At 43.3% G+C, this 22,197-nt stretch carries 23 protein-coding genes and 1 pseudogene; 16 read left to right on the top strand and 8 right to left on the bottom strand.

Annotated features, from left to right (window positions below; translation table 11 throughout):
* Positions 1 to 84: 84 nt before the first annotated feature.
* The gene (hemN, locus tag NI466_RS02600) at positions 85 to 1,458 is read right to left on the bottom strand and encodes an oxygen-independent coproporphyrinogen III oxidase (RefSeq protein ID WP_253172597.1); all 1,374 of its coding nucleotides are present in this window, start codon (positions 1,456 to 1,458) and stop codon (positions 85 to 87) included.
* A 238-nt stretch (positions 1,459 to 1,696) separates the two neighbouring features.
* Here hemN and hemF point away from each other — a divergent pair, with 238 nt between their 5' ends.
* The 5 genes from hemF (at position 1,697) to NI466_RS02625 (ending at position 6,661) form a co-directional block, all read left to right on the top strand.
* The gene (gene hemF, locus NI466_RS02605) at positions 1,697 to 2,653 is read left to right on the top strand and encodes an oxygen-dependent coproporphyrinogen oxidase (protein WP_253172600.1); all 957 of its coding nucleotides are present in this window, start codon (positions 1,697 to 1,699) and stop codon (positions 2,651 to 2,653) included.
* Positions 2,654 to 2,787: 134 nt separating this feature from the next.
* Positions 2,788 to 2,994: a hypothetical protein gene (locus NI466_RS02610; RefSeq protein ID WP_004281539.1), complete on the top strand. Its 207-nt coding sequence runs from the start codon at positions 2,788 to 2,790 to the stop codon at positions 2,992 to 2,994.
* A gap of 99 nt (positions 2,995 to 3,093) precedes the next feature.
* Entirely contained in the window at positions 3,094 to 3,882 is a 789-nt protein-coding gene (gene aroE, locus NI466_RS02615) for a shikimate dehydrogenase (protein WP_005263792.1), read from the top strand.
* Between the two features lie 398 nt (positions 3,883 to 4,280).
* Positions 4,281 to 6,104, top strand: a complete 1,824-nt coding sequence (locus NI466_RS02620) for an acyl-CoA dehydrogenase C-terminal domain-containing protein (protein ID WP_005248240.1) — start codon at positions 4,281 to 4,283, stop codon at positions 6,102 to 6,104.
* Positions 6,105 to 6,451: 347 nt separating this feature from the next.
* A complete protein-coding gene (locus NI466_RS02625) occupies positions 6,452 to 6,661 on the top strand; it encodes a cold-shock protein (RefSeq protein ID WP_004281542.1) in 210 nt (69 codons plus the stop codon).
* 77 nt (positions 6,662 to 6,738) lie between these two features.
* On the opposite strand, the gene NI466_RS02630 is transcribed toward NI466_RS02625, so the two are convergent.
* Together NI466_RS02630 and hemW are read right to left on the bottom strand one after the other, a co-directional pair.
* Positions 6,739 to 7,683 carry an HNH endonuclease gene (locus tag NI466_RS02630; protein WP_253172602.1) on the bottom strand — a complete coding sequence of 315 codons (945 nt, stop codon included), beginning with the start codon at positions 7,681 to 7,683 and terminating at the stop codon, positions 6,739 to 6,741.
* A 172-nt stretch (positions 7,684 to 7,855) separates the two neighbouring features.
* Entirely contained in the window at positions 7,856 to 9,010 is a 1,155-nt protein-coding gene (gene hemW / locus NI466_RS02635) for a radical SAM family heme chaperone HemW (RefSeq protein WP_004732331.1), read from the bottom strand.
* A gap of 126 nt (positions 9,011 to 9,136) precedes the next feature.
* Here hemW and NI466_RS02640 point away from each other — a divergent pair, with 126 nt between their 5' ends.
* Both NI466_RS02640 and NI466_RS02645 read left to right on the top strand, forming a co-directional pair.
* Entirely contained in the window at positions 9,137 to 9,595 is a 459-nt protein-coding gene (locus tag NI466_RS02640; protein ID WP_005108571.1) for a DMT family transporter, read from the top strand.
* 39 nt (positions 9,596 to 9,634) lie between these two features.
* Positions 9,635 to 10,993 carry an MATE family efflux transporter gene (locus NI466_RS02645; RefSeq protein ID WP_354268381.1) on the top strand — a complete coding sequence of 453 codons (1,359 nt, stop codon included), beginning with the start codon at positions 9,635 to 9,637 and terminating at the stop codon, positions 10,991 to 10,993.
* A gap of 42 nt (positions 10,994 to 11,035) precedes the next feature.
* Here the strand turns inward: NI466_RS02645 and NI466_RS02650 are convergent, their stop codons facing one another.
* Positions 11,036 to 11,242: a DUF1737 domain-containing protein gene (locus NI466_RS02650; RefSeq protein WP_004281552.1), complete on the bottom strand. Its 207-nt coding sequence runs from the start codon at positions 11,240 to 11,242 to the stop codon at positions 11,036 to 11,038.
* Between the two features lie 287 nt (positions 11,243 to 11,529).
* Between NI466_RS02650 and NI466_RS02655 the strand changes: the two genes are divergently transcribed.
* A complete protein-coding gene (locus NI466_RS02655; protein WP_153566888.1) occupies positions 11,530 to 12,828 on the top strand; it encodes an ABC1 kinase family protein in 1,299 nt (432 codons plus the stop codon).
* 96 nt (positions 12,829 to 12,924) lie between these two features.
* Positions 12,925 to 13,176, top strand: a complete 252-nt coding sequence (locus tag NI466_RS02660; RefSeq protein ID WP_004732342.1) for a type B 50S ribosomal protein L31 — start codon at positions 12,925 to 12,927, stop codon at positions 13,174 to 13,176.
* Positions 13,177 to 13,265: 89 nt separating this feature from the next.
* Here NI466_RS02660 and crcB read toward each other — a convergent pair whose 3' ends face one another.
* Entirely contained in the window at positions 13,266 to 13,646 is a 381-nt protein-coding gene (gene crcB / locus NI466_RS02665) for a fluoride efflux transporter CrcB (protein WP_005101255.1), read from the bottom strand.
* A 175-nt stretch (positions 13,647 to 13,821) separates the two neighbouring features.
* Between crcB and NI466_RS02670 the strand changes: the two genes are divergently transcribed.
* Positions 13,822 to 14,154 carry a HopJ type III effector protein gene (locus tag NI466_RS02670; protein WP_005101257.1) on the top strand — a complete coding sequence of 111 codons (333 nt, stop codon included), beginning with the start codon at positions 13,822 to 13,824 and terminating at the stop codon, positions 14,152 to 14,154.
* A gap of 74 nt (positions 14,155 to 14,228) precedes the next feature.
* On the opposite strand, the gene NI466_RS02675 is transcribed toward NI466_RS02670, so the two are convergent.
* A complete protein-coding gene (locus NI466_RS02675) occupies positions 14,229 to 14,792 on the bottom strand; it encodes a hypothetical protein (RefSeq protein ID WP_004281559.1) in 564 nt (187 codons plus the stop codon).
* Between the two features lie 191 nt (positions 14,793 to 14,983).
* Here NI466_RS02675 and NI466_RS02680 point away from each other — a divergent pair.
* Positions 14,984 to 15,607: pseudogene (locus tag NI466_RS02680) on the top strand (class I SAM-dependent methyltransferase).
* A 24-nt stretch (positions 15,608 to 15,631) separates the two neighbouring features.
* Here the strand turns inward: NI466_RS02680 and NI466_RS02685 are convergent.
* Both NI466_RS02685 and NI466_RS02690 read right to left on the bottom strand, forming a co-directional pair.
* The gene (locus tag NI466_RS02685; protein WP_247143149.1) at positions 15,632 to 16,210 is read right to left on the bottom strand and encodes a hypothetical protein; all 579 of its coding nucleotides are present in this window, start codon (positions 16,208 to 16,210) and stop codon (positions 15,632 to 15,634) included.
* 26 nt (positions 16,211 to 16,236) lie between these two features.
* A complete protein-coding gene (locus NI466_RS02690; protein ID WP_044112217.1) occupies positions 16,237 to 16,704 on the bottom strand; it encodes a Holliday junction resolvase-like protein in 468 nt (155 codons plus the stop codon).
* Positions 16,705 to 16,828: 124 nt separating this feature from the next.
* Here NI466_RS02690 and NI466_RS02695 point away from each other — a divergent pair, with 124 nt between their 5' ends.
* The 5 genes from NI466_RS02695 to NI466_RS02715 all read left to right on the top strand — a co-directional run bounded on the left by NI466_RS02695 (position 16,829) and on the right by NI466_RS02715 (position 22,131).
* Positions 16,829 to 17,473 carry a ParA family protein gene (locus tag NI466_RS02695; RefSeq protein ID WP_174894167.1) on the top strand — a complete coding sequence of 215 codons (645 nt, stop codon included), beginning with the start codon at positions 16,829 to 16,831 and terminating at the stop codon, positions 17,471 to 17,473.
* 128 nt (positions 17,474 to 17,601) lie between these two features.
* Entirely contained in the window at positions 17,602 to 18,732 is a 1,131-nt protein-coding gene (locus NI466_RS02700) for an AI-2E family transporter (protein ID WP_004281568.1), read from the top strand.
* A 122-nt stretch (positions 18,733 to 18,854) separates the two neighbouring features.
* Positions 18,855 to 19,397: a superoxide dismutase family protein gene (sodC, locus tag NI466_RS02705; protein WP_005108558.1), complete on the top strand. Its 543-nt coding sequence runs from the start codon at positions 18,855 to 18,857 to the stop codon at positions 19,395 to 19,397.
* A gap of 130 nt (positions 19,398 to 19,527) precedes the next feature.
* Entirely contained in the window at positions 19,528 to 21,714 is a 2,187-nt protein-coding gene (yccS, locus tag NI466_RS02710; protein ID WP_253172604.1) for a YccS family putative transporter, read from the top strand.
* A gap of 120 nt (positions 21,715 to 21,834) precedes the next feature.
* Positions 21,835 to 22,131: a DUF3817 domain-containing protein gene (locus tag NI466_RS02715; protein ID WP_071850918.1), complete on the top strand. Its 297-nt coding sequence runs from the start codon at positions 21,835 to 21,837 to the stop codon at positions 22,129 to 22,131.
* Positions 22,132 to 22,197: the final 66 nt, after the last annotated feature.

Genomic DNA, 22,197 nt, shown 5'->3' on the forward strand with positions numbered 1-22,197 from the left:
TCTTGCGCTTCGACTTAAAGCAATGCTTAAGTCTTGCTCGGGGAGGTTTTCCCTATCTTTCTTAAAAATGGGGTTAGGGGAAGATTAAATCGTCATCGAGAAAATCCGGTTCTCCGGTATGCGTCGCTTTAAACGTAAATCAAAAGCCATACAAATATTGCGTACAAATGGTTTCCCTTTCTCCAGAATCGTGACTGACGAGTCTGAAAATTGAATCAAACCATCCTGTGCCATTTCGTCAATCTGTTCCAAAACCTCATCAATTTCAGGGAAAAGCATCTCGGAATTTTCCCATGAGGTGCTAAAGCTGCACATCAAATTTAGAATATGTTGCCGGATGATCAAATCTTCCTGATTTAAGACATGTCCTTTAAATACCGGAATTTCATTGCGCGCCAGGCATTCATAATATTCTTCAATGGTTTTCACATTCTGCGCAAAGCTGTACCAGCTATCACTGATTGAAGAAATGCCTAGCCCAATCATCACCTGGGTTTTAGAGGCTGTGTATCCCATAAAGTTGCGGTGCAATGTTCCCGCTTGAAAGGACTGGTACATCGCATCTTTCTCTAAGGCAAAATGATCCATACCGATTTCATGATAGCCATGTGCCAGAAGTTTCTTTTTACCCGCTTCATAGCATTCCCGTTTGATCGCATCTTTGGGCACATCGGCATCTTTAAAACCGCGCTGACCATTACCTTTAATCCAGGGCACATGTGCATAGCTATATAAAGCCAGACGGTCCGGCAAGAGCGAATTGGTTTGTTCAATAGTATTTAAAACATCATCCAGACTCTGAAATGGCAGACCAAAGACCAGATCATGGGAAATCGATTCATAGCCAATTTCTCGCGCCCATTCGGTCACCTGTTTAACATTTTCATAAGGCTGAATCCGGTGAATCGCCTTTTGCACGGTTTCGTTATAATCCTGCACACCATAACTGACCCGACGAAAACCCAGGTCATACAATCCCTGCAAATGTTCACGCGTAGTATTATTGGGATGACCTTCGAAACTGAATTCATACTCAGGCGCTACGTCTGCTTTGGCCAGAATGCCTTGAATTAGTTGAGCCAGATGTGCCATTGAAAAAAAGGTCGGCGTTCCTCCACCAAAATGAATCTCTTTAATGATGGGCTTTTCTTGTAATAACTCGCAATATAGACCCCATTCTTTCAGCAGTGCCTGAATATAAGGTTGTTCGACTTCATGGCGTTTGGTCACGCGCTTATGACACCCGCAGAAGGTACACAGGCTTTCGCAAAATGGCAGGTGGATATACAAGCTAATGCCTTCGCTTTGATTGGATTCATCAAAAGACTTTTTTAGCGTTTGCTTCCATTGTTCCAGCGAGAAATTCTGCTCTTCCCAATACGGAACAGTGGGATAACTGGTATAGCGTGGCCCGGGAACATTGTATTTTTGAATCAGGGAATTGACCTGTACCGACATGAGACCCACCTATTACCGTCGAGAAATGCTCAAGCCAATGAGCGCTTGTGAGTTATTGTGCTGAGCTTGAAAAAAGAATTCAACCTAGCCATTTAGTCGGATTTAATGATGCATTCTGCTTATGAATAGTGGAATGTAATGTCTGGGCTGATGAATTGCATCACCAAATTAGACCTTAATCTTTGACTGATTTTATGCTTTGATGTCGTTAGTTTTTTATTTCCCTACGAGGGCTCTGATGCAGCATCCTACATCTACGGATATTCAACACGTTCGTGAATTTCTCCTCGACTTGCAGGCACGGATTTGTGCAGCATTAGAACAGCAGGAACGTGCTGGCGGCGGTACGGCCGAATTTATCATCGATGACTGGGAGCGTCCAGAAGGTGGTGGTGGCCGTTCACGTGTTTTGCAAAATGGTACGGTGATTGAAAAAGGTGGGGTAATGTTCTCCCACATCAACATTTCCAAGCTACCTGCTTCTGCGACCGAACGCCATCCCAATATTGCCGGTGCCAAAGCGCAAGCGATGGGGGTATCACTGGTCATCCATCCAAAAAACCCGAATATACCGACTTCGCATGCCAACGTGCGTTTATTTGTGGCTGAAAAAGAAGGCCAAGATCCGATTTGGTGGTTTGGTGGCGGTTTTGACCTGACCCCGTTTTATCCGAATGATGAAGATGTACTGTCTTGGCATCAAACGGCGCATGATCTATGTGCGCCATTCGGCGAAGAGGTTTATCCTGAACATAAACAATGGTGTGATGATTATTTTTATCTGAAACATCGTGATGAACAGCGTGGCGTTGGCGGCTTGTTTTTTGACGACCTGAATCAATGGGATTTTGAAACCTGTTTCCAGTATATGCAGGCTGTAGGCAATGGTTACTTAGAAGCCATTCTGCCGATTTTCCAACGCAATCAGGATAAGCCTTATACCGAAGCACAACGCGAGTTTCAGTTATACCGTCGCGGCCGTTATGTGGAATACAATCTGGTTTATGACCGCGGCACCCTGTTTGGCTTGCAGACTGGCGGCCGGATTGAATCGATTCTGGTCAGCCTGCCCCCGCTTACCGGATGGTCTTATTGTCCTGAATGGGATGAAGGCGCACCGGAAAAACGTTTAACAGATTACTACCTGAAACCACATGACTGGTTAACAGAATTAAAATTCAATGCAATGAAATGATACAAACAGCCCTCAAATAGAGGGCTGTTTTAATAGATATATCCTCTATACTGCTGCATAGAAATAACTGATTTGATCGCGGCACCCTATCGCTACATCGATCATATTCCATTTGATGTCTAGTGAGAATAACAATGCATAATCTTCAATTAAATCTACCTGTGTTGGCCTTTTGGCTTTTTCTGGCTCTCGCCATCAGCGCGATGAGTACCGCAATTTTGAGTCACAACCTGATTCTGGATGGCGCCGCTATTCTGGTGAGTATCCTGACTGGGTTTGGGGTTGTTCTCAGTATGGCGCTGATGTTTGCGGAACATATTATGGATATTTGCAGTTCCTAAAACCCGGATCACTTAACAGCAATTTAAAATCGCGCAGGCTTTAGTCTCTGCGCTTTTTCACGTATATTGATGGCCATTTCCGCACATGGACATTGTGAAATGAGCAAACAATTTTCCGTGATTGGTAACCCGATTGAACAATCACGTTCTCCAGAATTGCATCACGCCTTTGCTGCTAAAACTGGTGTCGACCTGAGTTACACCAAGCGTCTGGCGCCACTGGATGGCTTCGTAGCCAACATTCAGGAATTCTTTAGCAATGGCGGTAGTGGTATGAATGTCACCGTACCCTTTAAAGAACAGGCTTTTGCCCACTGTCAGGTGCTGAGTGAACGGGCCAAAATTGCCAAAGCCGTGAATACGCTATGGATGGAAAATGGTGTGCTGCATGGCGACAATACCGATGGTCAGGGACTGGTTGAAGCAATTCGAGCACTAGATTGGCCACTGGAAAATACAGATATTTTAATTATTGGTGCAGGCGGTGCCACGCGTGGTGTAATCTATCCCCTAGCCCAGGCAGGTGCGAAAAAAATCGTGATCGCCAATCGTACCTTGGCACGGGCGGAACAACTGGTCGCTGATCTTCAGAATGCCGTACCGCAAGTCGAATTACAGGCGATTTCACTAGACACTTTAGCCGGTGAATTTGATTTGATGATTAATGCCACTTCTGCCAGTCTCAGCGGTGATGCCCTGGTTTTACCGGAAACGCTACAGTTTAAACGGGCCTATGAAATGGCCTATGGCAAACCTTCTTCCTTTCTGGATCAAGCCAAGGCACGCGGTGTACCGACATCTGAAGGTTTTGGCATGCTGGTCGGTCAAGCAATTGAATCTTTTTACATCTGGAATGGTATCAAACCGGATTTAAAAGAGTTTCTTTAAAACCCCTATCTCTCTAATGAGTTCAGCTCGGGTTGCAACTGCAACCCTTTACTTCCCTCCTACTACTTTTTATAAGCTGAAAAACCATGGATTGGTTTTAATGACATTTTAAAATGAGTTATTTTGCCACCTGAATCCGAGCACAATTCATACAAAAATATACTGGACAAATCACCTTTTAACTCATTAAATTCCATTGATATAACAAGTTTTTAATCTTCCTGTAATGTAAACACCTAATGATGAAATTCGATGATTTCATTCATTAGCCTTAAAAATCGATTAGCTTTTCTGACATTTTTATTCACTGAATTCATCAATGTTTTTTTATCCCGAATGTGAATAATCAAAGAATCGATACAGATAATCCAAAACTAATTTCAATCAGGATTAAACGCATGCCAGCATATAAAGCCCCTTTACACGACATTCGCTTCCTTATGAATGAAGTGCTTGACTACCCTGCGCACTACCAGAATTTGTCGAATGGTGAATATGCCGATGCCGACACGGTAGATATGATCTTAGAAGGCGCTGCAGATTTCTGTGAAAATGTACTGTCGCCGTTGAATCAAAGCGGTGATGAAGAAGGCTGTCATTTTGAAAATGGCGAAGTAAAAACACCGAAAGGCTTTAAAGAAGCTTACGACCAGTTCGTACAAGGTGGCTGGCAAGGTCTGTCTTATCCTGAAGAATTTGGTGGCCAAAACCTGCCAATGTCTTTAAACCTGATCAAATCGGAAATGATGGGGACTGCAAACTGGTCATTCCAGATGTATCCGGGTTTAAGTGTGGGTTGTATCAACACTATCATGCAATATGGTACCGATGAGCAGAAAAACACGTATCTGCCTCACTTAGTTGCAGGAACTTGGGCGGGCACCATGTGTCTGACTGAGCCGCAATGTGGTACTGACTTGGGTCAAGTTAAGACCAAAGCAGAGCCGAAAGAAGATGGCAGCTATGCGATTTCAGGCACCAAAATCTTTATTTCTGCAGGTGAGCATGACCTGACTGAAAATATCGTACATATCGTACTGGCACGTCTGCCCGATGCACCACAAGGTACCAAAGGGATTTCTCTGTTTATCGTACCTAAATTTATTGCTGCGGCGGATGGCGGTATCGGTGAGCGTAATCCAGTGAACTGCGGTTCGATTGAACACAAAATGGGGATTCGAGCTTCAGCAACGGCTGTACTGAATTTTGACAATGCGACTGGCTACCTGATTGGCGAACCGAATAAAGGCTTGCACGCTATGTTCACCTTTATGAACACGGCGCGTATTGGTACTGCGATTCAGGGTATTTGTCATGCTGAACTGTCGTTCCAGGGTGCTTTACCTTATGCTAAAGAACGTATGTCAATGCGTGCCTTGTCTGGCAAAAAAGATCCAGAAAAAGTAGCGGATGCGATCATTCATCATGCCGATGTACGCCGTATGCTGTTGACGCAAAAAGCCATTGCTGAAGGTGGCCGTGCCATGATTTATCATGCTGCACAAATTGCGGACAACATGAATGATGCTTTGCTGCGTGGCGATACTGCTGCATTTGAACAGCATGATGATCATCTTGGTTTCTATACTCCAATCCTGAAAGGCTTCCTGACCGAAATGGGCTATGAAGCATCAAATCACGGTATGCAAGTCTTTGGTGGACATGGCTATATCAAAGAATGGGGCATGGAACAGATCGTACGTGACTCACGTATCTCTACCCTGTACGAAGGTACAACAGGTGTTCAGGCACTGGACCTGATTGGCCGTAAAGTGCTATTGACCTCGAAAGGCAAAGTGATTCGTGATTACACTGCTGAAATCCTGAAATTCTGCGGTCAGCATGCACGTAATAAATACATGCGCCGTTTTGCCTGGGATTTAACCAAGCTGTGTGCACAGTGGAATGCATTAACCGTGCGTATCATGCTGGCAGCACGTAAGGACCGTGACATCGTCTCTTCTGCGTCAGTCGATTTCCTGATGTTCTCCGGTTATGTGATGATGGCGTACTTCTGGGCACAGCAAGCCGCAGTCGCTTCAGCCAAACTGGCTTCTGGCGATGGTGCGGAAGTTCCAGAATTCTATAAAGCAAAAATCAAAACTGCTGATTTCTACTTTGAACGTATCCTGCCACGTACCCAAGGTCACGCAGAAGCGATGGTGAATCCATCTAAAACCATGACGGCACTCGCTCCAGAACACTTTAGCTTTGACTATTAAGTTGTAAATTGAGTTAAAAAGAGCGCTTCGGCGCTCTTTTTATTGACGCAGACGCCCTTGTTTAACTTAAAAAACCTTTCTGGATAGAAAATATACAAATTTAATTTTATATTTTTCAATATCCTAATAAATTAGCCAAATAAAACGCTTGTATATCTCAAAATAAGCGGTATGATAATCCCAACTAGAAAAATTCTTGTTTTGGTTAGTCTTCTTTTAAGTATCGCAGTTTTAGTCATAAACCTTCGTATTACAGATCAAAAAGCTCCATCCTTTTTATTTTTCAAAGTTACAGTTAGTCATCTGAAATTTTGGCTATAAATTCATACGATTCAATAGGTTATATTATGTCTAATACAGTTAACGGTACAGTAAAATGGTTCAACGAAACTAAAGGTTTTGGTTTCATTCAACAAGAATCAGGTCCAGACGTTTTTGCTCATTTCAGCGAAATCACTGGTTCAGGTTTCAAAACTTTAGTTGAAGGCCAAAAGGTTTCTTTCAGCGTAGCTCAAGGTCAAAAAGGCCCGACAGCTGTAAATATCGTTGCTCTATAATTTAGAAGCAAGATATTGAAAAAAGCACTCTTAGAGTGCTTTTTTTGTGCCTATCATTTCTCTCATACCGCTCGCTTTTAAAGATCATTGGGTTGTTCTAAAAACCGGTGTGCTCTATGCCAGGCTAAAAATACCGGATCAGGGGCAAAACGTTTTGGTACGTCGATTCGTTTACCGTGATAAAGTTTTAAATAGGCGTATAAACTCGCATCTTGCTTGGCTTGATTCGCAAGACACACTTTAAGCCCTTTATCTAGCGTGATAAATCCCTGATCGAAAGCTTGATCCAATAAAGAAGATAAACAAATTCCATTACGCGGATTTCTTCTATGTACCTGATTTTCAGACCAAGGTACGATATGAGAAGCCACTAAAAAGGCTTTGGTCTTAATACCAGAGATCGCACATTGATATTGATAATTAAGTTTAACTTGTAAAGCAAATTCCTGGTGTGGCGAACCGCGAACTTTTACATTGGCATATTGATCTTCAACGCTATAATCGAGGATTTCTTGACGTAAATGCGTATCTAACAAAGCATCCTGTTTTTCGCCTATTCCTGCTAATTTAAGTAATCGCCAAAAATCATCTGCCGTGATCTCATTCATGCCATATTGTTGAAAAAAATGTTCCCAAGTATTTCCGCGTGGTTTAAAAGTCCATTGAAAATCTTCCAAATCGGACTGCAGAATAGGATCTATAAAACGTATACCATCGATCACTTCCGCAAAGACCGGTTTGGTTCGGCGTTTTTGATGATTTTGAGGAATGGCATTAGGTGCAATAATCTTGGCTATACGGCCTGCACCATAAAGATAGAATTGATTTTTAATTTCAGAGGCTTTTTGCGGTCGTCGATATAAAAAGAAATCCCCTTCCCTGACTCGATTATATTTAGACTGATCCCAATGATATTCTTTAAAGTCCCGATCTTCATAAACCAGATGATCACTTTTACTATCAAAAATAAAGAATCGGGTATTAGTTAAATCCAGCTGTTGAAAATCCCATAATGTATCCACCTGCCCACCCTCTAGAAATTATAATATTCATTTAATTTAATCTTTGAATATTCTCAGAAAACTTCTCTTTAAGAAAGCGTCAATCAGACTTTAGGCATTTTATTTAAGGCAATAAAAAACCCCAATAAACTCCTATTAGGGTCTCTTTTAGAACAATGGAGAAATTAAATAATTAAAGAAATTCTTCTAATACCGAATTTAAAAAGATATGTCCCTGTTCGGTACATGAAAGCCGGTCTTGATCATCAACCATTAATTTTCTGTCACGTAAAGAGCTCAGTAACTCCTGTAAAGTATCTAGACTCAAACCGGTACGTTCGGCATAGAGTTTGGCTTCCACACCCTGATTTAAACGTAACGCATTCATCATAAACTCAAAGGGCATGTCAGCATCTTCAATCCGCTTAAACTGCAGATGTTCAGCAGGTACTTTGGCTAAGTAGTCTTTAGGTAAACGGGTTTTCTGGAACCGATACACGCCATCCGGCTGAGTGACTTTGCCGTGTGCTCCGGCACCAATTGCCAGATAATCACCAAACTGCCAGTAATTCAGATTATGCGCTGAAGGCAATTCTTTACGCCAAGCCGAAACTTCATAGTTGATAAAGCCTTGAGCTTTTAAGTAGAGCTCACCCTGCTCCTGAATATCTTCCAATACTTCATCGACAGGCAAAATCGGTTGAGTCCGGAAAAATACCGTATTGGGTTCAATCGTCAGCTGATACCAGGAAATATGGGTTGCGCCCTGCTCCACTGCCAGTTTTAAATCATGCAAAGCCTGTTCTAAAGTCTGTTCAGGCAAACCATGCATCAAGTCGACATTAATCCGCTGAAACCCAGCTTCACGTGCCAGCCCAATGGCAGAAATCGCATCTTCATTGCTGTGAATCCGTCCCAAACGCTTGAGATGCTCGGTATTAAAACTCTGTACCCCAATCGACAGACGGTTAATTCCGGCCTGCAAATAACCGGCAAACGGATCATGTTCGACTGTGCCGGGATTGGCTTCCAGCGTAATCTCACAGCCTTCGGCAAAGGGAATAACGGCTTTGAGCTGATCAAATAACCATTGATAGCCTAGGGCAGAAATCAGTGACGGCGTCCCCCCACCAATAAAGACACTGTGAATCTGCCGGCCTTGGGCAAAATCGACCTGAGTTTTAAAGTCTTCCACCAGTGCTCGTAAATATTCCTGTTCCAATTCCAGTGATAGCTGACCATCTGGAACCGCATGCGAATTGAAGTCACAATAAGGACATTTGCGCACACACCAAGGCATATGAATATATAAGGACAAAGGGACAGCAGCAGGATTCAATTCAGCCAAAGAACTACTCAAAAACGATTACAAGATATAGCGGAATTTTAACATGACTCGGCGGCAACACTGCTAAAATTAAATTTGATCGTGTGATATGCCTAAAAATTTAAATAGAATTAGTCAGTTAAAATTATGAAAATATCTTCTCAACTTATTATTTTACTTCCTTTGGTTTTTGCAATCGGTGTTTTATTGACACTCCAGACCGCAATTAATACACAACTAAAAGAATATTTATATTCTCCTATTCAAGCTGCATTTTTTTCCTTTTTGATTGGTACAATAGTGCTCGCCGTAATCGTACTTTTTCAGTCCAATCCCAAACCCGGTTTACAGGAACTGATGAGTGTTCCCTGGTATTTATGGCTCGGGGGCATCGTGGGTGTATATGCGATTAGTATGAGCATTTATGCAGCACCCAAACTTGGCTTTCTGGTTCTTAGCGGTCTCATTATTTTTGGTCAGATGGTAATGTCGATGCTGGTCGATCATCTAGGTTTATTGGGTAATGAAAAAATGCCGATTAACTGGCAACGTCTTTTAGGCGGCGTGGTAATTTTTATTGGTGTGCTTCTCACTTTACAACGCTAAACCTTCTATTTAAGCACATGATCACGATGAGTAATTTTTGTGTCGAATGTTTCACCAATTACAACCTTTAGTTTTGAATTAAAAAAACTTTTTCATCTGATGCTGCCTATTCTGGTGACCCAATTTTCTCAGGCTGGTCTGGGCCTGATTGATACCATTATGGCCGGTCACCTGTCTGCTACCGATCTTGCCGCGATTGCCGTCGGAGTAGGACTCTGGATTCCGGTGATGCTGCTGTTTAGTGGCATTATGATTGCCACGACGCCTTTGGTTGCTGAGGCCAATGGCGCACGCACACCTGAAAAAATTGCCACCATTGCACGTCAATCGCTTTGGGTTGCCCTGATTCTTGGGGTAATTGCCGGCTTGATTTTGCAACTCTTGCCGGCCACTTTGCCACTTTTAGGTGTACCGGAAAGCTTACAACCTAAAGCCGGTTTATTTCTGCATGCGATTGGTTTTGGTATGCCAGCGGTAACCATGTATGCGGCCTTACGCGGCTATTCTGAAGCGATTGGAAATCCGCGTCCGGTGACCGTGATTAGTTTATTGGCGCTGGTCTTGCTAGTTCCGCTGAACTATATCTTTATGTATGGTATTGGCCCTGTTCCGGCCCTAGGCAGTGCAGGCTGTGGGTTTGCCACGGCGATTTTACAGTGGCTAATGGTCATCACCCTCGCGTTGTATATCTTTAAAAATAAGGCCTATCAACGTACCCAGCCTTTTACCCATTGGGAAAAAATCAACCCGGAATGGATGAAGCGCATCTTACAGCTTGGCTTTCCAATCGGATTGGCAATTTTTTTTGAGGTCAGTATTTTCAGTACTGCTGCAATTGTGCTGAGTCCTTTGGGTGAGACCATTGTCGCTGCCCATCAGATTGCTATTTCTGTCACTTCACAACTGTTCATGATTCCCATGTCACTGGCGATTGCCCTGACCATTCGGGTTGGCACCTACTATGGTGAACAGAACTGGCAAGCCATGCGTAAAGTACAATATCTCGGCCTGATTACTGCCACTATTCTGGCGATCCTGACCATGATTCTGCTTTGGGTTTTCCGCAATGAAATCGTAGCACTCTACACCTCAGATCTGATCGTGACCCAAATTGCGGTGTATCTGATTCTGTTTGCCATTGCCTATCAGCTGATGGATGCCTGGCAGATCAGTGCGGCAGGTTGTCTGCGCGGCATGCAGGATACCAAGGGGCCAATGTGGATTACCATGCTGGCTTACTGGGTCATCGCCTTCCCGGTCGGGGTGTATTTGTCCCGCTTTACCGACATGGGCGCCGCCGGTGTCTGGGTTGGCCTGATTGTAGGCCTCAGCGTAGCTTGTATACTTTTATTGGGCCGTTTATATGGCAATAATAAACGCTTAAGTCTAAACAACTAAACACTTTTATTTGATTAATTTAAGCTAGAAAATGCGCTGAGATTAAAGATCCAGCGCATTTTTTAATCCTTGTGGAATCTCAGATTCATCCACTACATCTTTAATCACCACCTGCCCCACAATTACATCCGTACCATTAAAAGTCATGGTGGGTGAACCATATAGCTCATAACCTTCATTTAAGGCACGGGTCACCCGCGCACAAAAATGTACATCATCTTTCCCGGTAAAATATCGATAGACTTTCATTGAATTTTCTTCATTACTATACTCTGTTTATTCTAAGCTTTTAGCTATAAAACAACATTCAGAATTAGTACTCGGTCTTATCTAAAACGATGACGGATTCCGGCATATTCTTATAGTTTAAACGCAAGCAATAAAGATAAATCTTTTAACAAATCAAAGATGATGCATTAAACATGGAGAAGCTGAAGGAAATCACAACACAACCTCTACAATTAAATCTAGGCAATTGAACCGTTGTCACCTATGATCAAATACATCCATTCATAGTTGGTTTCAAGGAATCTCGCATGGCAAAAACGGCTAGCACGCCCGGTCGTCGCTTTATGAAACTTGCCGGAATGACCGCAAGTATTGCAGGTAAAACCCTCTCCAATTCCATTAAAAATTTAACTGCCGATGACGAGCAGAAAAACACTGCACGCAGTAAATTATTTCAGGATATTGGTGTGCAGATTGCGGATACCTTGGGGGAAATGAAAGGCGCAGTCATGAAAGTTGGCCAGATCGCCTCTCAATATAAAGATGTTTTCCCGCCCGAAGTCGCTAAAGCCATTGCCAAGTTACAACGTCAGGCGCCACCGATGCCGTTTAAAGAAATTCAGGCACAAGTGGAAAAAGAATTGGGTAAACCTTTACAGCAACTTTTCCAGCAGTTTGATGAGCAGCCATTTGCCGCGGCCTCTATTGGTCAGGTGCATAAAGCCACCCTACCGAATGGCCAGCAAGTTGTGGTCAAAGTACAATATCCTGGTGTGGATGAAGCCTGCGAAAGCGACCTGAAACAAGTTCGTCTGGCACTGCGCATGATGGGCGTCTTAAAGATTGACCGTAAACTTCAAGATCAATTATTTAAAGAAATTCAGCACAGTCTGGACAATGAGCTGAACTATGAAATTGAAGCCCAGAATCTGGAAATCGCCCGTGCCTTCCATGAGCCTCTGGACAATAAAATTGTGATTCCGAAAGTGTTTCATGAGTATTCATCGCGACATATTTTGACCTTAAGCCAAGAGCTTGGTGAAAGTATCGAAACTGCCAGCACTTGGCCACTCGAAACCCGAAATGCTTTAGGTCGCCGCCTATTCCGCGCCATTGGCCAAGAAATTTTTTATCTGAAACGCTTTCACTGTGATCCACATCCGGGCAACTTTGCCTTCCGTGAGGATGGCTCTGTGATTGTTTATGATTATGGTGGCGTTAAAACCTTATCGACTGAAGTGATTGGACATTTTAGGGAACTGATCCATGCTGCACGCGAGAAGAATATTCCCGTGATCGAGCAACAGCTGGATGCGCTGCATTCCTTGACTGAAACTGGAAAATTCCCGAAAGAATTGTATGAACAATGGCTGGAAGTGCTCATGCGTCCTCTGGTCACTCACTATGATTTTGCCGAAAACTCAGCGCATCATGATGGGATGGAGCTACTGAAACCTTCATTGAAATATTGGGATGTATTTAAGCCCTCTCCTGATACCTTGATGGTGAACCGGACAATTTCAGGACAATACTGGAACCTGATTCATCTCAAAGTACATGACGATTTAAGTGATGTATTTGAGGAACTGGTACCGAGTCGAAGCTAAATTGAGACGATAGGCTTACACCCTGTAACCCTAGATTACTTGAAATATCAAATGTTATATTATAACATTTAATCAAGAATCATGAGGAAGTTAGATATGCGTTCAGATATCCATCCTGAGTATCGTGAAGTGTTATTCCATGATACCAATGCCGATGCCTATTTCGTGATTGGCAGCACGATGAACTCGAGCCAAACTAAAGAATATCAAGGTAAAACATATCCTTATGTAACACTAGATATTTCGAGTGCATCACATCCTTTCTATACGGGTGAGCAACGTCAGACCAGCAATGAAGGACGTGTGGCAAGCTTTAACAAACGTTTTGGCCGCTTTAAACGGGGCTAAAACCGAAAACCCTCAGTTATCTTAAGATTTAAATCGTGGTTTATGTCAGGAAATGACCTCCAATTTCCTGACTTTTTTATGCGCTTATTTTAACTCTGTGCCAATACGATTGAAGTTAAATAAAAGCCCAGCGCCAGAACAATAATGCCGACAATTAAGCTGGATAATGCATATAACAGCGCTAGGCCCATAGCACCTTGCTTGAATAACAAAAAGCTTTCCAGACCGAAACTGGAAAATGTGGTAAAACCACCGAGAATTCCCACCATTAAAAACAGACGAGCTTCTTGTTGGAGTACTGGATACTTTTGGCTACAGGCAAAAAAAATCCCGGCACATAAACAGCCCAGAATATTGATCCACCAGGTGGGCCAAGGAAATTGCATTTGTGGTTTGAACAGCCAAAGTCCGGCTGCATAACGCAGACTGGCACCGATTGCCCCACCCATTGCCACCCAAAGCCAGCCCATATTTTTTTCCTGTTCTATTTATTGATCAAGTTTATTTTATCCAAAGTTTCATATTCATCATGGATAATTTTCACTGTTATCTTGAACCGAAAATCAATGAAATACCATGGAACTTCGCAAGAAAATTGCTATATTTATTGCATCCAATTTTCATGAATGGCACAGGAAAAACAGCATGGCACAGGATTTATTGGCCCAGTTGGCAGCAGGCGAAGCAAAATTTGCAGATGTGATTACTTATATCGAATCGCGTTATACGCATACACCGACTGCATTTAAAAATGGCCAGCAGAATAATGCGGCCACAGAAAACCAGGGCAGCGCCAAAGTCTTTTCTTTTGCACAATTAAATGGTCTGGATCAGGCACAGACCTTAAGCCTGTTTGCTGAGCATTATGCTTCTGTACTGGCGACGCCAGAGGCGACTGATCATCAGAATATCCGCCAGTTTATGCTCAATGGCTGGGATGGAATTGCCTTTGAAGGTCAGGCTTTAACTGCGAAGTAAGTACTAAGCAGATAAAAAACCGCTCAAAGGAGCGGTTTTTTATCTGCAACTCAGAAGCGTGCATGAAGTATGTTTTAGCTTTTACCGACTTTTTCGATCCATTTAATGGAACTGACGCGGAAGACCTCACAAGCACCATCACCCGTATCGGTCGGAGTTAAAGACGATTTCCAGACCAGATCTTTGTCACGCACTTCAACCAGTTCCCCTTGCATACGCACCAGATCGCCACGCTTTACCTTTTTAATTGCCTTAGCAATTTCAGGGTTAGCGGGAATGATATGCATATTGGACACCATCTGCTTGGCTTGTTCTACCGGCACTGGCACCCGATCCATTTTCCAGTTCAAATAGCGGTCATATTGATTGACCGTGATATGTCGAGCAATTTCAGGTTCGGCAAACAGCCCCCAACTGACAGCATAATCAATCGGAGAGAATTTGGCTTGCGGGTCAGAACTATAAACCTTGGAACCCAGAATACGAAAATCACCTTTAAAAGGCTGCAAGACCGAAATTGACTGGCCTTTAACGACAGGAGGCAAACCTTTGGCAATATTGTGGTCGACCGAGCTATAGCCCGAAATAGGCAGCAACAGGCTGGCCAGCAAAGCATAATGTTTAACGTATTTGAACATAATTTTTAATCTAATCCTAATCAAGTTGATCAAACGTTTTAAGGATATCTTTCTTGATCTTACGGATTTTTTAATGAATAAACAGTTGAACTTGGTAACAAACTGCACGTATTTAGTCAGCTCGATATATGCCTGTCATTTTATTTTTCAGTTAAGCTAAAACGTATTTCCATCAAATTAAAATAACTCAAATGCTGTATAAACTTTATCAACAACATATCTTTCCGCATCTGCTGAATCAGGTGATGCAAACACCATCCTTGATGGACTTGCGTCGTGAACTGCTTTTGGATATTTCCGGTGAAGTGCTAGAAATTGGTTTTGGTACCGGCTTGAATCTGCCTTTTTATCAATCGGTTGATAAAGTCTATGCACTAGAACCAAATCCGGCGATCTTCAAACTGGCAGAAGCGCGAATTCAACAGGCAGGGTTTCAGGTTGAGCATATTTAGTCCAGCGTAGAACTTTTGCCTTTTGCCGAAAATAGTGTGGAAAATATTGTGTCTACCTGGACGCTTTGTAGTATTGCAGAGCTGGAACAGAGCCTGCAGGAAATTTATCGTGTGCTACAACCGGGTGGGACTTTACATGTCGTCGAACATGTTCTGAATCGACAAAATTTAAATATTCAGCGTCTACAACATTTACTCACTCCCATTCAAAAGAAAGTCGCAGATGGCTGTCATCTGAATCGGGATATTGAGACCGCCTTGCTGGAAACCGGTTTTGAAATAGAAACTTTAAATTATGTAGATGCGGAAGGTATACCCAAGATTGGCCAACGTATGTTGTTAGCCCGGTTTCTTAAACCATAGAGCTAATTCACTACTCTCTTGTATTTAGTGCTGCTGGACGTGGGTTACTTGCAGCAACTGACAATGAGCACGATATTCAGAGCCTGTTCCAACCCGGAATTCTTGTCCAGTCGTGCCTGAATGAACTGTTACCAGATCACCAGTGAGCGTGATTTTCTGCCCCGATTTTAGCCGGCGAATCTGATCGGCAATTTTTTCAGTGGCAGCAATCAGACTAAAATACTGTACATGCGTATTGACGAAGTCACGCTCCGCTTTATTGGTTTGTCCTTCGAGCTGATAGCAGCGTTTTGCTTCATCAAACTCCAGTTTTGCCTGTATAGCGGGCAGCGGTTGAGTCAGCAACAGCACATCAATATTACTCAGATAGGCCAGATCATTAAAATGCCCCACCACAGGGCTGGCCTGATGCAGCACCCGACGATCAGGTTTTACGAAACGGTGATCATGCACAATATAAGTCGCGGAAATGCGCTTAACGGGTTCTACTTTAAAGTTTTTAAGTACGCCTTTTTCTTGCAGATGCGGAATGGCACGAAAAAACTCATTCCAGACCCAGAGTCCAAGCATAAACAGCAGCGCAGTGATCAGTAATTTTTGCATAATTTTTATTCTTCACTGGATTTTGGTCAATCCTGAAAATCAATCCGAATGGTTTCAAAACGTACCCGCCCTTCCTGAATTGCTCGGGCAATGGCTTGCTGGCCTTTGGTCAGACGTGCTCCACCACTTTTAATGTCAATCAAAACCACTTCAATATCTTCAGCTTCGCCTTCGCCATCACGAAAATCGGTATAGCCATCAAAGACTACATAATCCACCGGATCGCCCAGAAACTTGGCATCACTCGGCAGATATTGAAATTCCGGCATGATCGGCGCGAGCTGTTCCGCCATTTTACCTTTGAGGACTGCACGGCTGGTATTCACGCTGCGTTTTTGCGCGGCAATGAGGGACTGCTGATGCTCCAGTTCCAGCTCGGCAATATACTGCTCATATTCGGCTTTGATCCGTCCATTACGCGTCTGACTTAAAATAATAGTGGTTAATACCACCCCGATACATGCGCCAATCAGCATGGCCATCCATATGGACATTCAATCTTCCTAATTTACCTGATTTTTATAGCATCGCATTCGACTGAAGTTGAGGACTTCGGCCATTTGCATACTTGAAAAGAATGATATGCTAGGCCGGAACAGAATAAAATCACCTTGAGTCATGAAAACAATTTTAGTTGCGAATCAGAAAGGCGGTTGTGGCAAAACCATGACAGCCATTAGTTTAGCGTCAGCACTCGCACAAAAGGGTTATAAGGTGGCATTGGCCGATGCCGACAACCAGAAATCAACATTGCAATGGCTTAAGCATCGTCCGGCACAGGTGGCACAGATCCAAAGTCTGGACTGGCGCAACAGCAAGTCCATTGGTGATGCGCCGAAGCAGATCGAATACCTGATTATTGATGCACCAGGTGCTTTGACCGATGATCATGCCGAACAGCTGATCAGTGAAGCACATGCGATTATCATCCCGATCCAGCCTTCTTTTTTTGATATCGATTCGACCCGCCGTTTTCTCAAGCATTTGCAGGACATCAAACGCATCCGTAAGGGCAAGGTTGAAATTTTACTTTTGGCCAACCGCACCAAACCAAATGCCGCCAGCAATCAAGACATCCAACAGTTTTTTGACAAGATCGACCAGCAGCCAGTGGCCTGGATTTCGGAACGTGCCCCTTATAGCCGACTGGCTATGGAAGGCCTGTCCGTCTTTGATAAACCTCAGAAAATCTACCGGGAACTGCAGGCTCAATGGCAACCGGTACTGAATGCCATTATTGATGATCCGAGTCAGTGGTTTTGAGTCAATCGTCTGAATCGTGGTATAGCTTTGGGAAAATAATCTTGCTACTTGGCTAGCTATCATTTTCGATCGCTTTTTTTTCAGTTAATATGCCTGAACACGACCTAAAAAATGAGTCATTAAATTCAGTGCAACAGTACGCGCCTACATTACAAAAAGTCTTATTATTTGGATTGTTCTTTATCCTGATTTTTTTGAGTTTTCATATACTCAAGTATTTCATCATTCCTGTAGTTTGGGCTGCCATTATTGCCTATATGACTTGGCCCTTGTATCAATCGGTGTTACGCCTATGCGGCAATCGACCGACACTAAGCGCAACCGTAATGATCTTGGCCGTGATTCTGGTCTTTGGTCTGCCTTTTATTTTCGCCATTTTCATGCTGCAGCACGAAGGTCGTAACCTGTATTTTGAATTGCAGCGACAGGTTTTTTCCGGTCACCTGAATGTCCCTGATTTTATTCGCGGACTTCCAATTGTTGGTAAGGAAATTACCCGAACCTTAAATGAAATCAATACGGATCCGCAAAGTATTGCACTGTCGGTATCGACCTGGATTCAAGGTCATCTGAATTACGGCAAAGTGGTATTGAATGAAGTCAGCAAAAATATCTTTAAATTGTGTTTTGCGGTACTTTCGCTGTTTTTCTTCTACCGTGATGGTCAGACCATTTTAAATCAGGTGCGTAAAGCCTTTGAAATGGTGGTCGGTCCACGTGTACATCATTATTTTTCCACCATTTCTGCGACTACACGTGCCGTAGTATATGGCGTCGGTTTGACCGCAATTGCACAATCCTTATTGGCTGGTCTGAGCTATTTTGTTGCAGGTGTGCCGAATCCGATGGTTTTAACCATTGTGACCTTTATTTTTGCCCTGATTCCCTTTGGCCCACCTCTCGCCTATAGTGCGGTGGCGTTATGGCTGTTTTCACAAGGACAAACCATTGAAGCCATTGGGGTCATGGTCTGGGGCGTCTGTATTGTCAGTACTGCCGATAACGTCATTCGTCCACTGGTGATTTCTGGCGCAACCCAGATTCCTTTCCTGCTGATCATGTTTGGAGTCTTGGGTGGTATTGCCAGCTTTGGTCTGGTCGGGGTGTTTATTGGCCCGGTGATTCTGGCTGTGCTGCTTGCAATCTGGCGTGAATGGTTACATGAAAGTAATCTGAATGAACCTTTAATGATGCCTAAAGCCACCATGGCACATGAGATTGATCCGGAAACACAAGACACACCGCCCAACGCACCTTAAAGCATAGATAGAATCGACTTAAACAAAACAAAACATTTAAGTACTGATTCTATATAGAGCTTCTGATCTTGCTCTGTTTAAATGAATCCACAAAACAGAATAAAGATCAGGATGCCAAAATCATGTCTTCATTGTTTAAAATTACGACACTTTGCGCGTTAAGCGCCGCACTTTTTACCGGTTGTGCATCAACCTCCCCATCAAATGAAGTGGTCAGAGCAGTGACTGTGAATGCTGTAAATGCTCAAGGTGTGGGCCAAGAGATTGGGACCGTATTACTCAGTGACAGCCCAGCCGGTCTGGTCATTCGTACCAACCTGAAACAACTTCCTGCGGGTGAACGCGGTTTCCATATTCATGAAAATGGTTCATGCGCGCCTGCCATGAAAGACGGCAAGATGGGTGCAGCACTGGCTGCAGGTAGCCATTACAATCCAAATCAGGCACCGCATCACGGTACACCAGTGACAGGTCACTTAGGTGATTTACCCGCATTGAAAGTTAATACAGATGGAACTGCACGTGTCACCCTGCTTGCGCCACGTCTGAAACTGGCTGATGTTCAGGGTCGTGCGATTATGGTTCATGCCGGTGGCGATAACTATTCCGACAACCCATTACCATTGGGCGGCGGCGGTGAACGTATTGCCTGTGGCGTGATCTAAACACCTTCTATGCCAATAACTAAATAGAAAAAACGGGCAGCATGCTCGTTTTTTTCATGGATTTTTCTTTTATTTTGGCGTCTAAATTGCATTCAGAACTTTGCGTTTTTACTTCCCGGATCATGTCCTTGTGAATACTGCCCAACCTGTGACTGCTACTTTTTTTGTTAAAATTATAAAACCTGTCCTGCTGCCCTTTCAGTCCACTGCGCTGATGACTTATTGCCTGCAGATCATGCTGGTGTTTTTAGGTACCACTTTCGGTCTGAAATTTCTGGGTTATGAGTCCTTGATCGTTCCAGTAACTTTAGGGGCAATTGCCACGGCACTGACTGATTTTGATGACCGGCTAAGCCTGCGTTTGCGCAACCTGTTACTGGTCATCATTCTGTTTTTTAGTGTCAGCAGCATTCTGGAATTTCTTGCTCCACATAAATTCTGGTTTGCACTGTGGCTATCCCTGTCGAGTGCGCTGTTTATTCTAATGGGTGCATTAGGCCAACGTTATGCCATGATTTCATTTGGCACCATTTTACTGTCAATCTATACCATGTTCGGCCTGGGCGAATATCAGCACTGGTATGAACAGCCGCTTTATTTTGTCATTGGGGCGCTATGGTACGGCCTGACGTCTATTCTATTTTTTCTGCTGCGTCCTACTTTGCAGGTTCAGGAAAATCTCGCACAAAGCTTGCAGCACATGTCGGATTTACTGCTGAGTAAAGCCAAACTGTTTGATCCAGACCAGCACCCAAATGTTGAAAACCTGCTCTATGAGGTGTCACTTAAAAATACTTTAGTCATTCAGAGTTTTAACCGCAGCAAAGATTCGCTCTTGACCCGACTCAAAGCTTCGCGTGCCAATCGTAATACTATTTACTGGTTGAATCTGTATTTTCTGATGCAGGATATCCATGAACAGGCCACAGCCAATTATCTGCATTATGAACAGATCGAACAGCATTTTAGCCGCACTGACCTGATTTTCCGGATTCAGAAAAATATCCGTCTGCAAGCCCTTGCTTGTCAACATCTGGCAGACTGTGTGCTGCGCAATGAAAAATTTTATCTGTCTACAGATGATGAACTGGCATTGAAACATTTACAGGAATCAATGCAGGACTGGATTGCCCAGCATCCACAGAACATTGAAGTTAAAAATTTACAGCTTATTCTGGTCAATCTGCTGAGTGTACATGAGCAGTTACAACACCTGCATGATCAACAGGCACTATATAAGCCACGCTATCAGCAGCATTTTGATGACCTGAGTCTGTTTGATGATGATATTCGCGATAGCACAGATTTCTGGCTGAAACTCAAACCGCACTTGAGTCCGCAATCGGCACTCTTTCGGCATGCGGTGCGGATTGCCATTGTGTTTCTAGTCGGCTATGCCATTTCATTATTACCCTTTGCGAAAAATGGCTACTGGATTTTACTGACCAGCCTTTTTGTCTGTCAGATCAGTTATTTTGCCACCAAAAGCCGGCTCAAATTGCGAACTCTCGGAACGTTATTGGGGGTGATACTGGGTGTTCCCATCCTGTATTTTGTACCAAGTGTCGAAGGACAGTTATTCTTGACAGTAATTTTTGGTGTCGGTTTTTTCTATCTACGTTCCAAAAAATATGCCATGGCCACTCTCATGGCAACCTTGATGGTACTCCTGATTTTTAACCTGAAAGGTGCCGGTTATGCCATTATTTTACCGCGTATCATTGATACCCTCATAGGCTGTCTGATTGCCTGGATGGCAGTAAGCTGGATCTGGCCTGACTGGAATTTCCGTAATATTTCTAGCAATATTAAAAAATCATCGCTTGCTACGCTGGACTATTTTGCTGCTGTGGTCGAGCAATATCGAAACGGTAAAGATAACAGTATTGCTTACCGGACTGCACGGCGCCTGGCCCACAATGCACAGATTGATTTATCCAGCATGATTTCAAGCCTGAGTACCGAACCGAATCCAGATCCGCAACTGGTTAAAAGTGCCTTTCGCTATCTGGTCTATAGCCACAGCCAGCTCAGTTATATTGCAGCATTGGGGAGTCACCGTGAGCAGGTTAGTGATACACAAATTCTGGATTTAATGCGCTGGTGTCAGCAAACCTTAACTGGGGTATTGCTGCAACAACAGCCTTTAAATACCTACGGCATTGATCATAAACTGGCAGAAATTCAACGCTTAAGTACCCAGGAAAACCAGTCAGCACATCTGCTTTTGGTGCTGAAACAGATCAGTTTATTGCTGGAAACCTTACCGGAATTACTAAAATTACGTCATGAATTATTAGGTGCCGAGATTAAATAACCAACTGCTTCACTTGGTTATAACTTATTAAAAATATTGAATATATCTTTATTATTAAGATTCAATATTCAGGTGATATTCGGTACACTCAAAACTAATTCGGTTAAATCAATATGTATTATGAACATCAAAACTTTGCGTCTGGTCGGTTTGCTTGAAGGGATTTCATTCCTGCTGCTGTTATTTATCGCGATGCCAGTGAAATATATGATGGATAATCCGATTCTGGTCAAATATGTCGGTATGGGTCATGGGGTACTGTTTGTGCTGTTTCTGGTGGTGTTATTTGCGGTATGTGAAAAACAGAAATGGTCTCTCAGCACGTTTGTGATGGGTTTAATCGCTTCGATTCTACCTTTCGGTCCATTCCTGTTTGATATGAAATTGAAGAAGCTAGAACAGCCCGCTGAAGCTTAATTGTAGAATCCTAATATAATTAGATAAGTCAAAAGAAAATTTTCTCTCCCTTTGGGAGAGAGTTAG

The organism is Acinetobacter lwoffii, assembly GCF_024129595.1.
GTDB classification, from domain to species: Bacteria; Pseudomonadota; Gammaproteobacteria; order Pseudomonadales; family Moraxellaceae; genus Acinetobacter; species Acinetobacter lwoffii_O.

Coding starts and splice junctions, on each gene's coding strand:
- hemN (WP_253172597.1), bottom strand. CDS start 1,458: ATGTCGGTACAGGTCAATTCCCTGATTCAAAAATACAATGTTCCCGGG.
- NI466_RS02675 (WP_004281559.1), bottom strand. CDS start 14,792: ATGTTCAAATACGTTAAACATTATGCTTTGCTGGCCAGCCTGTTGCTG.
- NI466_RS02715 (WP_071850918.1), top strand. CDS start 21,835: ATGAACATCAAAACTTTGCGTCTGGTCGGTTTGCTTGAAGGGATTTCA.
- NI466_RS02670 (WP_005101257.1), top strand. CDS start 13,822: ATGGCACAGGATTTATTGGCCCAGTTGGCAGCAGGCGAAGCAAAATTT.
- NI466_RS02660 (WP_004732342.1), top strand. CDS start 12,925: ATGCGTTCAGATATCCATCCTGAGTATCGTGAAGTGTTATTCCATGAT.
- aroE (WP_005263792.1), top strand. CDS start 3,094: ATGAGCAAACAATTTTCCGTGATTGGTAACCCGATTGAACAATCACGT.
- sodC (WP_005108558.1), top strand. CDS start 18,855: ATGTCTTCATTGTTTAAAATTACGACACTTTGCGCGTTAAGCGCCGCA.
- NI466_RS02690 (WP_044112217.1), bottom strand. CDS start 16,704: ATGTCCATATGGATGGCCATGCTGATTGGCGCATGTATCGGGGTGGTA.
- hemF (WP_253172600.1), top strand. CDS start 1,697: ATGCAGCATCCTACATCTACGGATATTCAACACGTTCGTGAATTTCTC.
- crcB (WP_005101255.1), bottom strand. CDS start 13,646: ATGGGCTGGCTTTGGGTGGCAATGGGTGGGGCAATCGGTGCCAGTCTG.
- NI466_RS02695 (WP_174894167.1), top strand. CDS start 16,829: ATGAAAACAATTTTAGTTGCGAATCAGAAAGGCGGTTGTGGCAAAACC.
- NI466_RS02655 (WP_153566888.1), top strand. CDS start 11,530: ATGGCAAAAACGGCTAGCACGCCCGGTCGTCGCTTTATGAAACTTGCC.
- NI466_RS02650 (WP_004281552.1), bottom strand. CDS start 11,242: ATGAAAGTCTATCGATATTTTACCGGGAAAGATGATGTACATTTTTGT.
- NI466_RS02640 (WP_005108571.1), top strand. CDS start 9,137: ATGAAAATATCTTCTCAACTTATTATTTTACTTCCTTTGGTTTTTGCA.
- NI466_RS02610 (WP_004281539.1), top strand. CDS start 2,788: ATGCATAATCTTCAATTAAATCTACCTGTGTTGGCCTTTTGGCTTTTT.
- NI466_RS02620 (WP_005248240.1), top strand. CDS start 4,281: ATGCCAGCATATAAAGCCCCTTTACACGACATTCGCTTCCTTATGAAT.
- NI466_RS02685 (WP_247143149.1), bottom strand. CDS start 16,210: ATGCAAAAATTACTGATCACTGCGCTGCTGTTTATGCTTGGACTCTGG.
- NI466_RS02625 (WP_004281542.1), top strand. CDS start 6,452: ATGTCTAATACAGTTAACGGTACAGTAAAATGGTTCAACGAAACTAAA.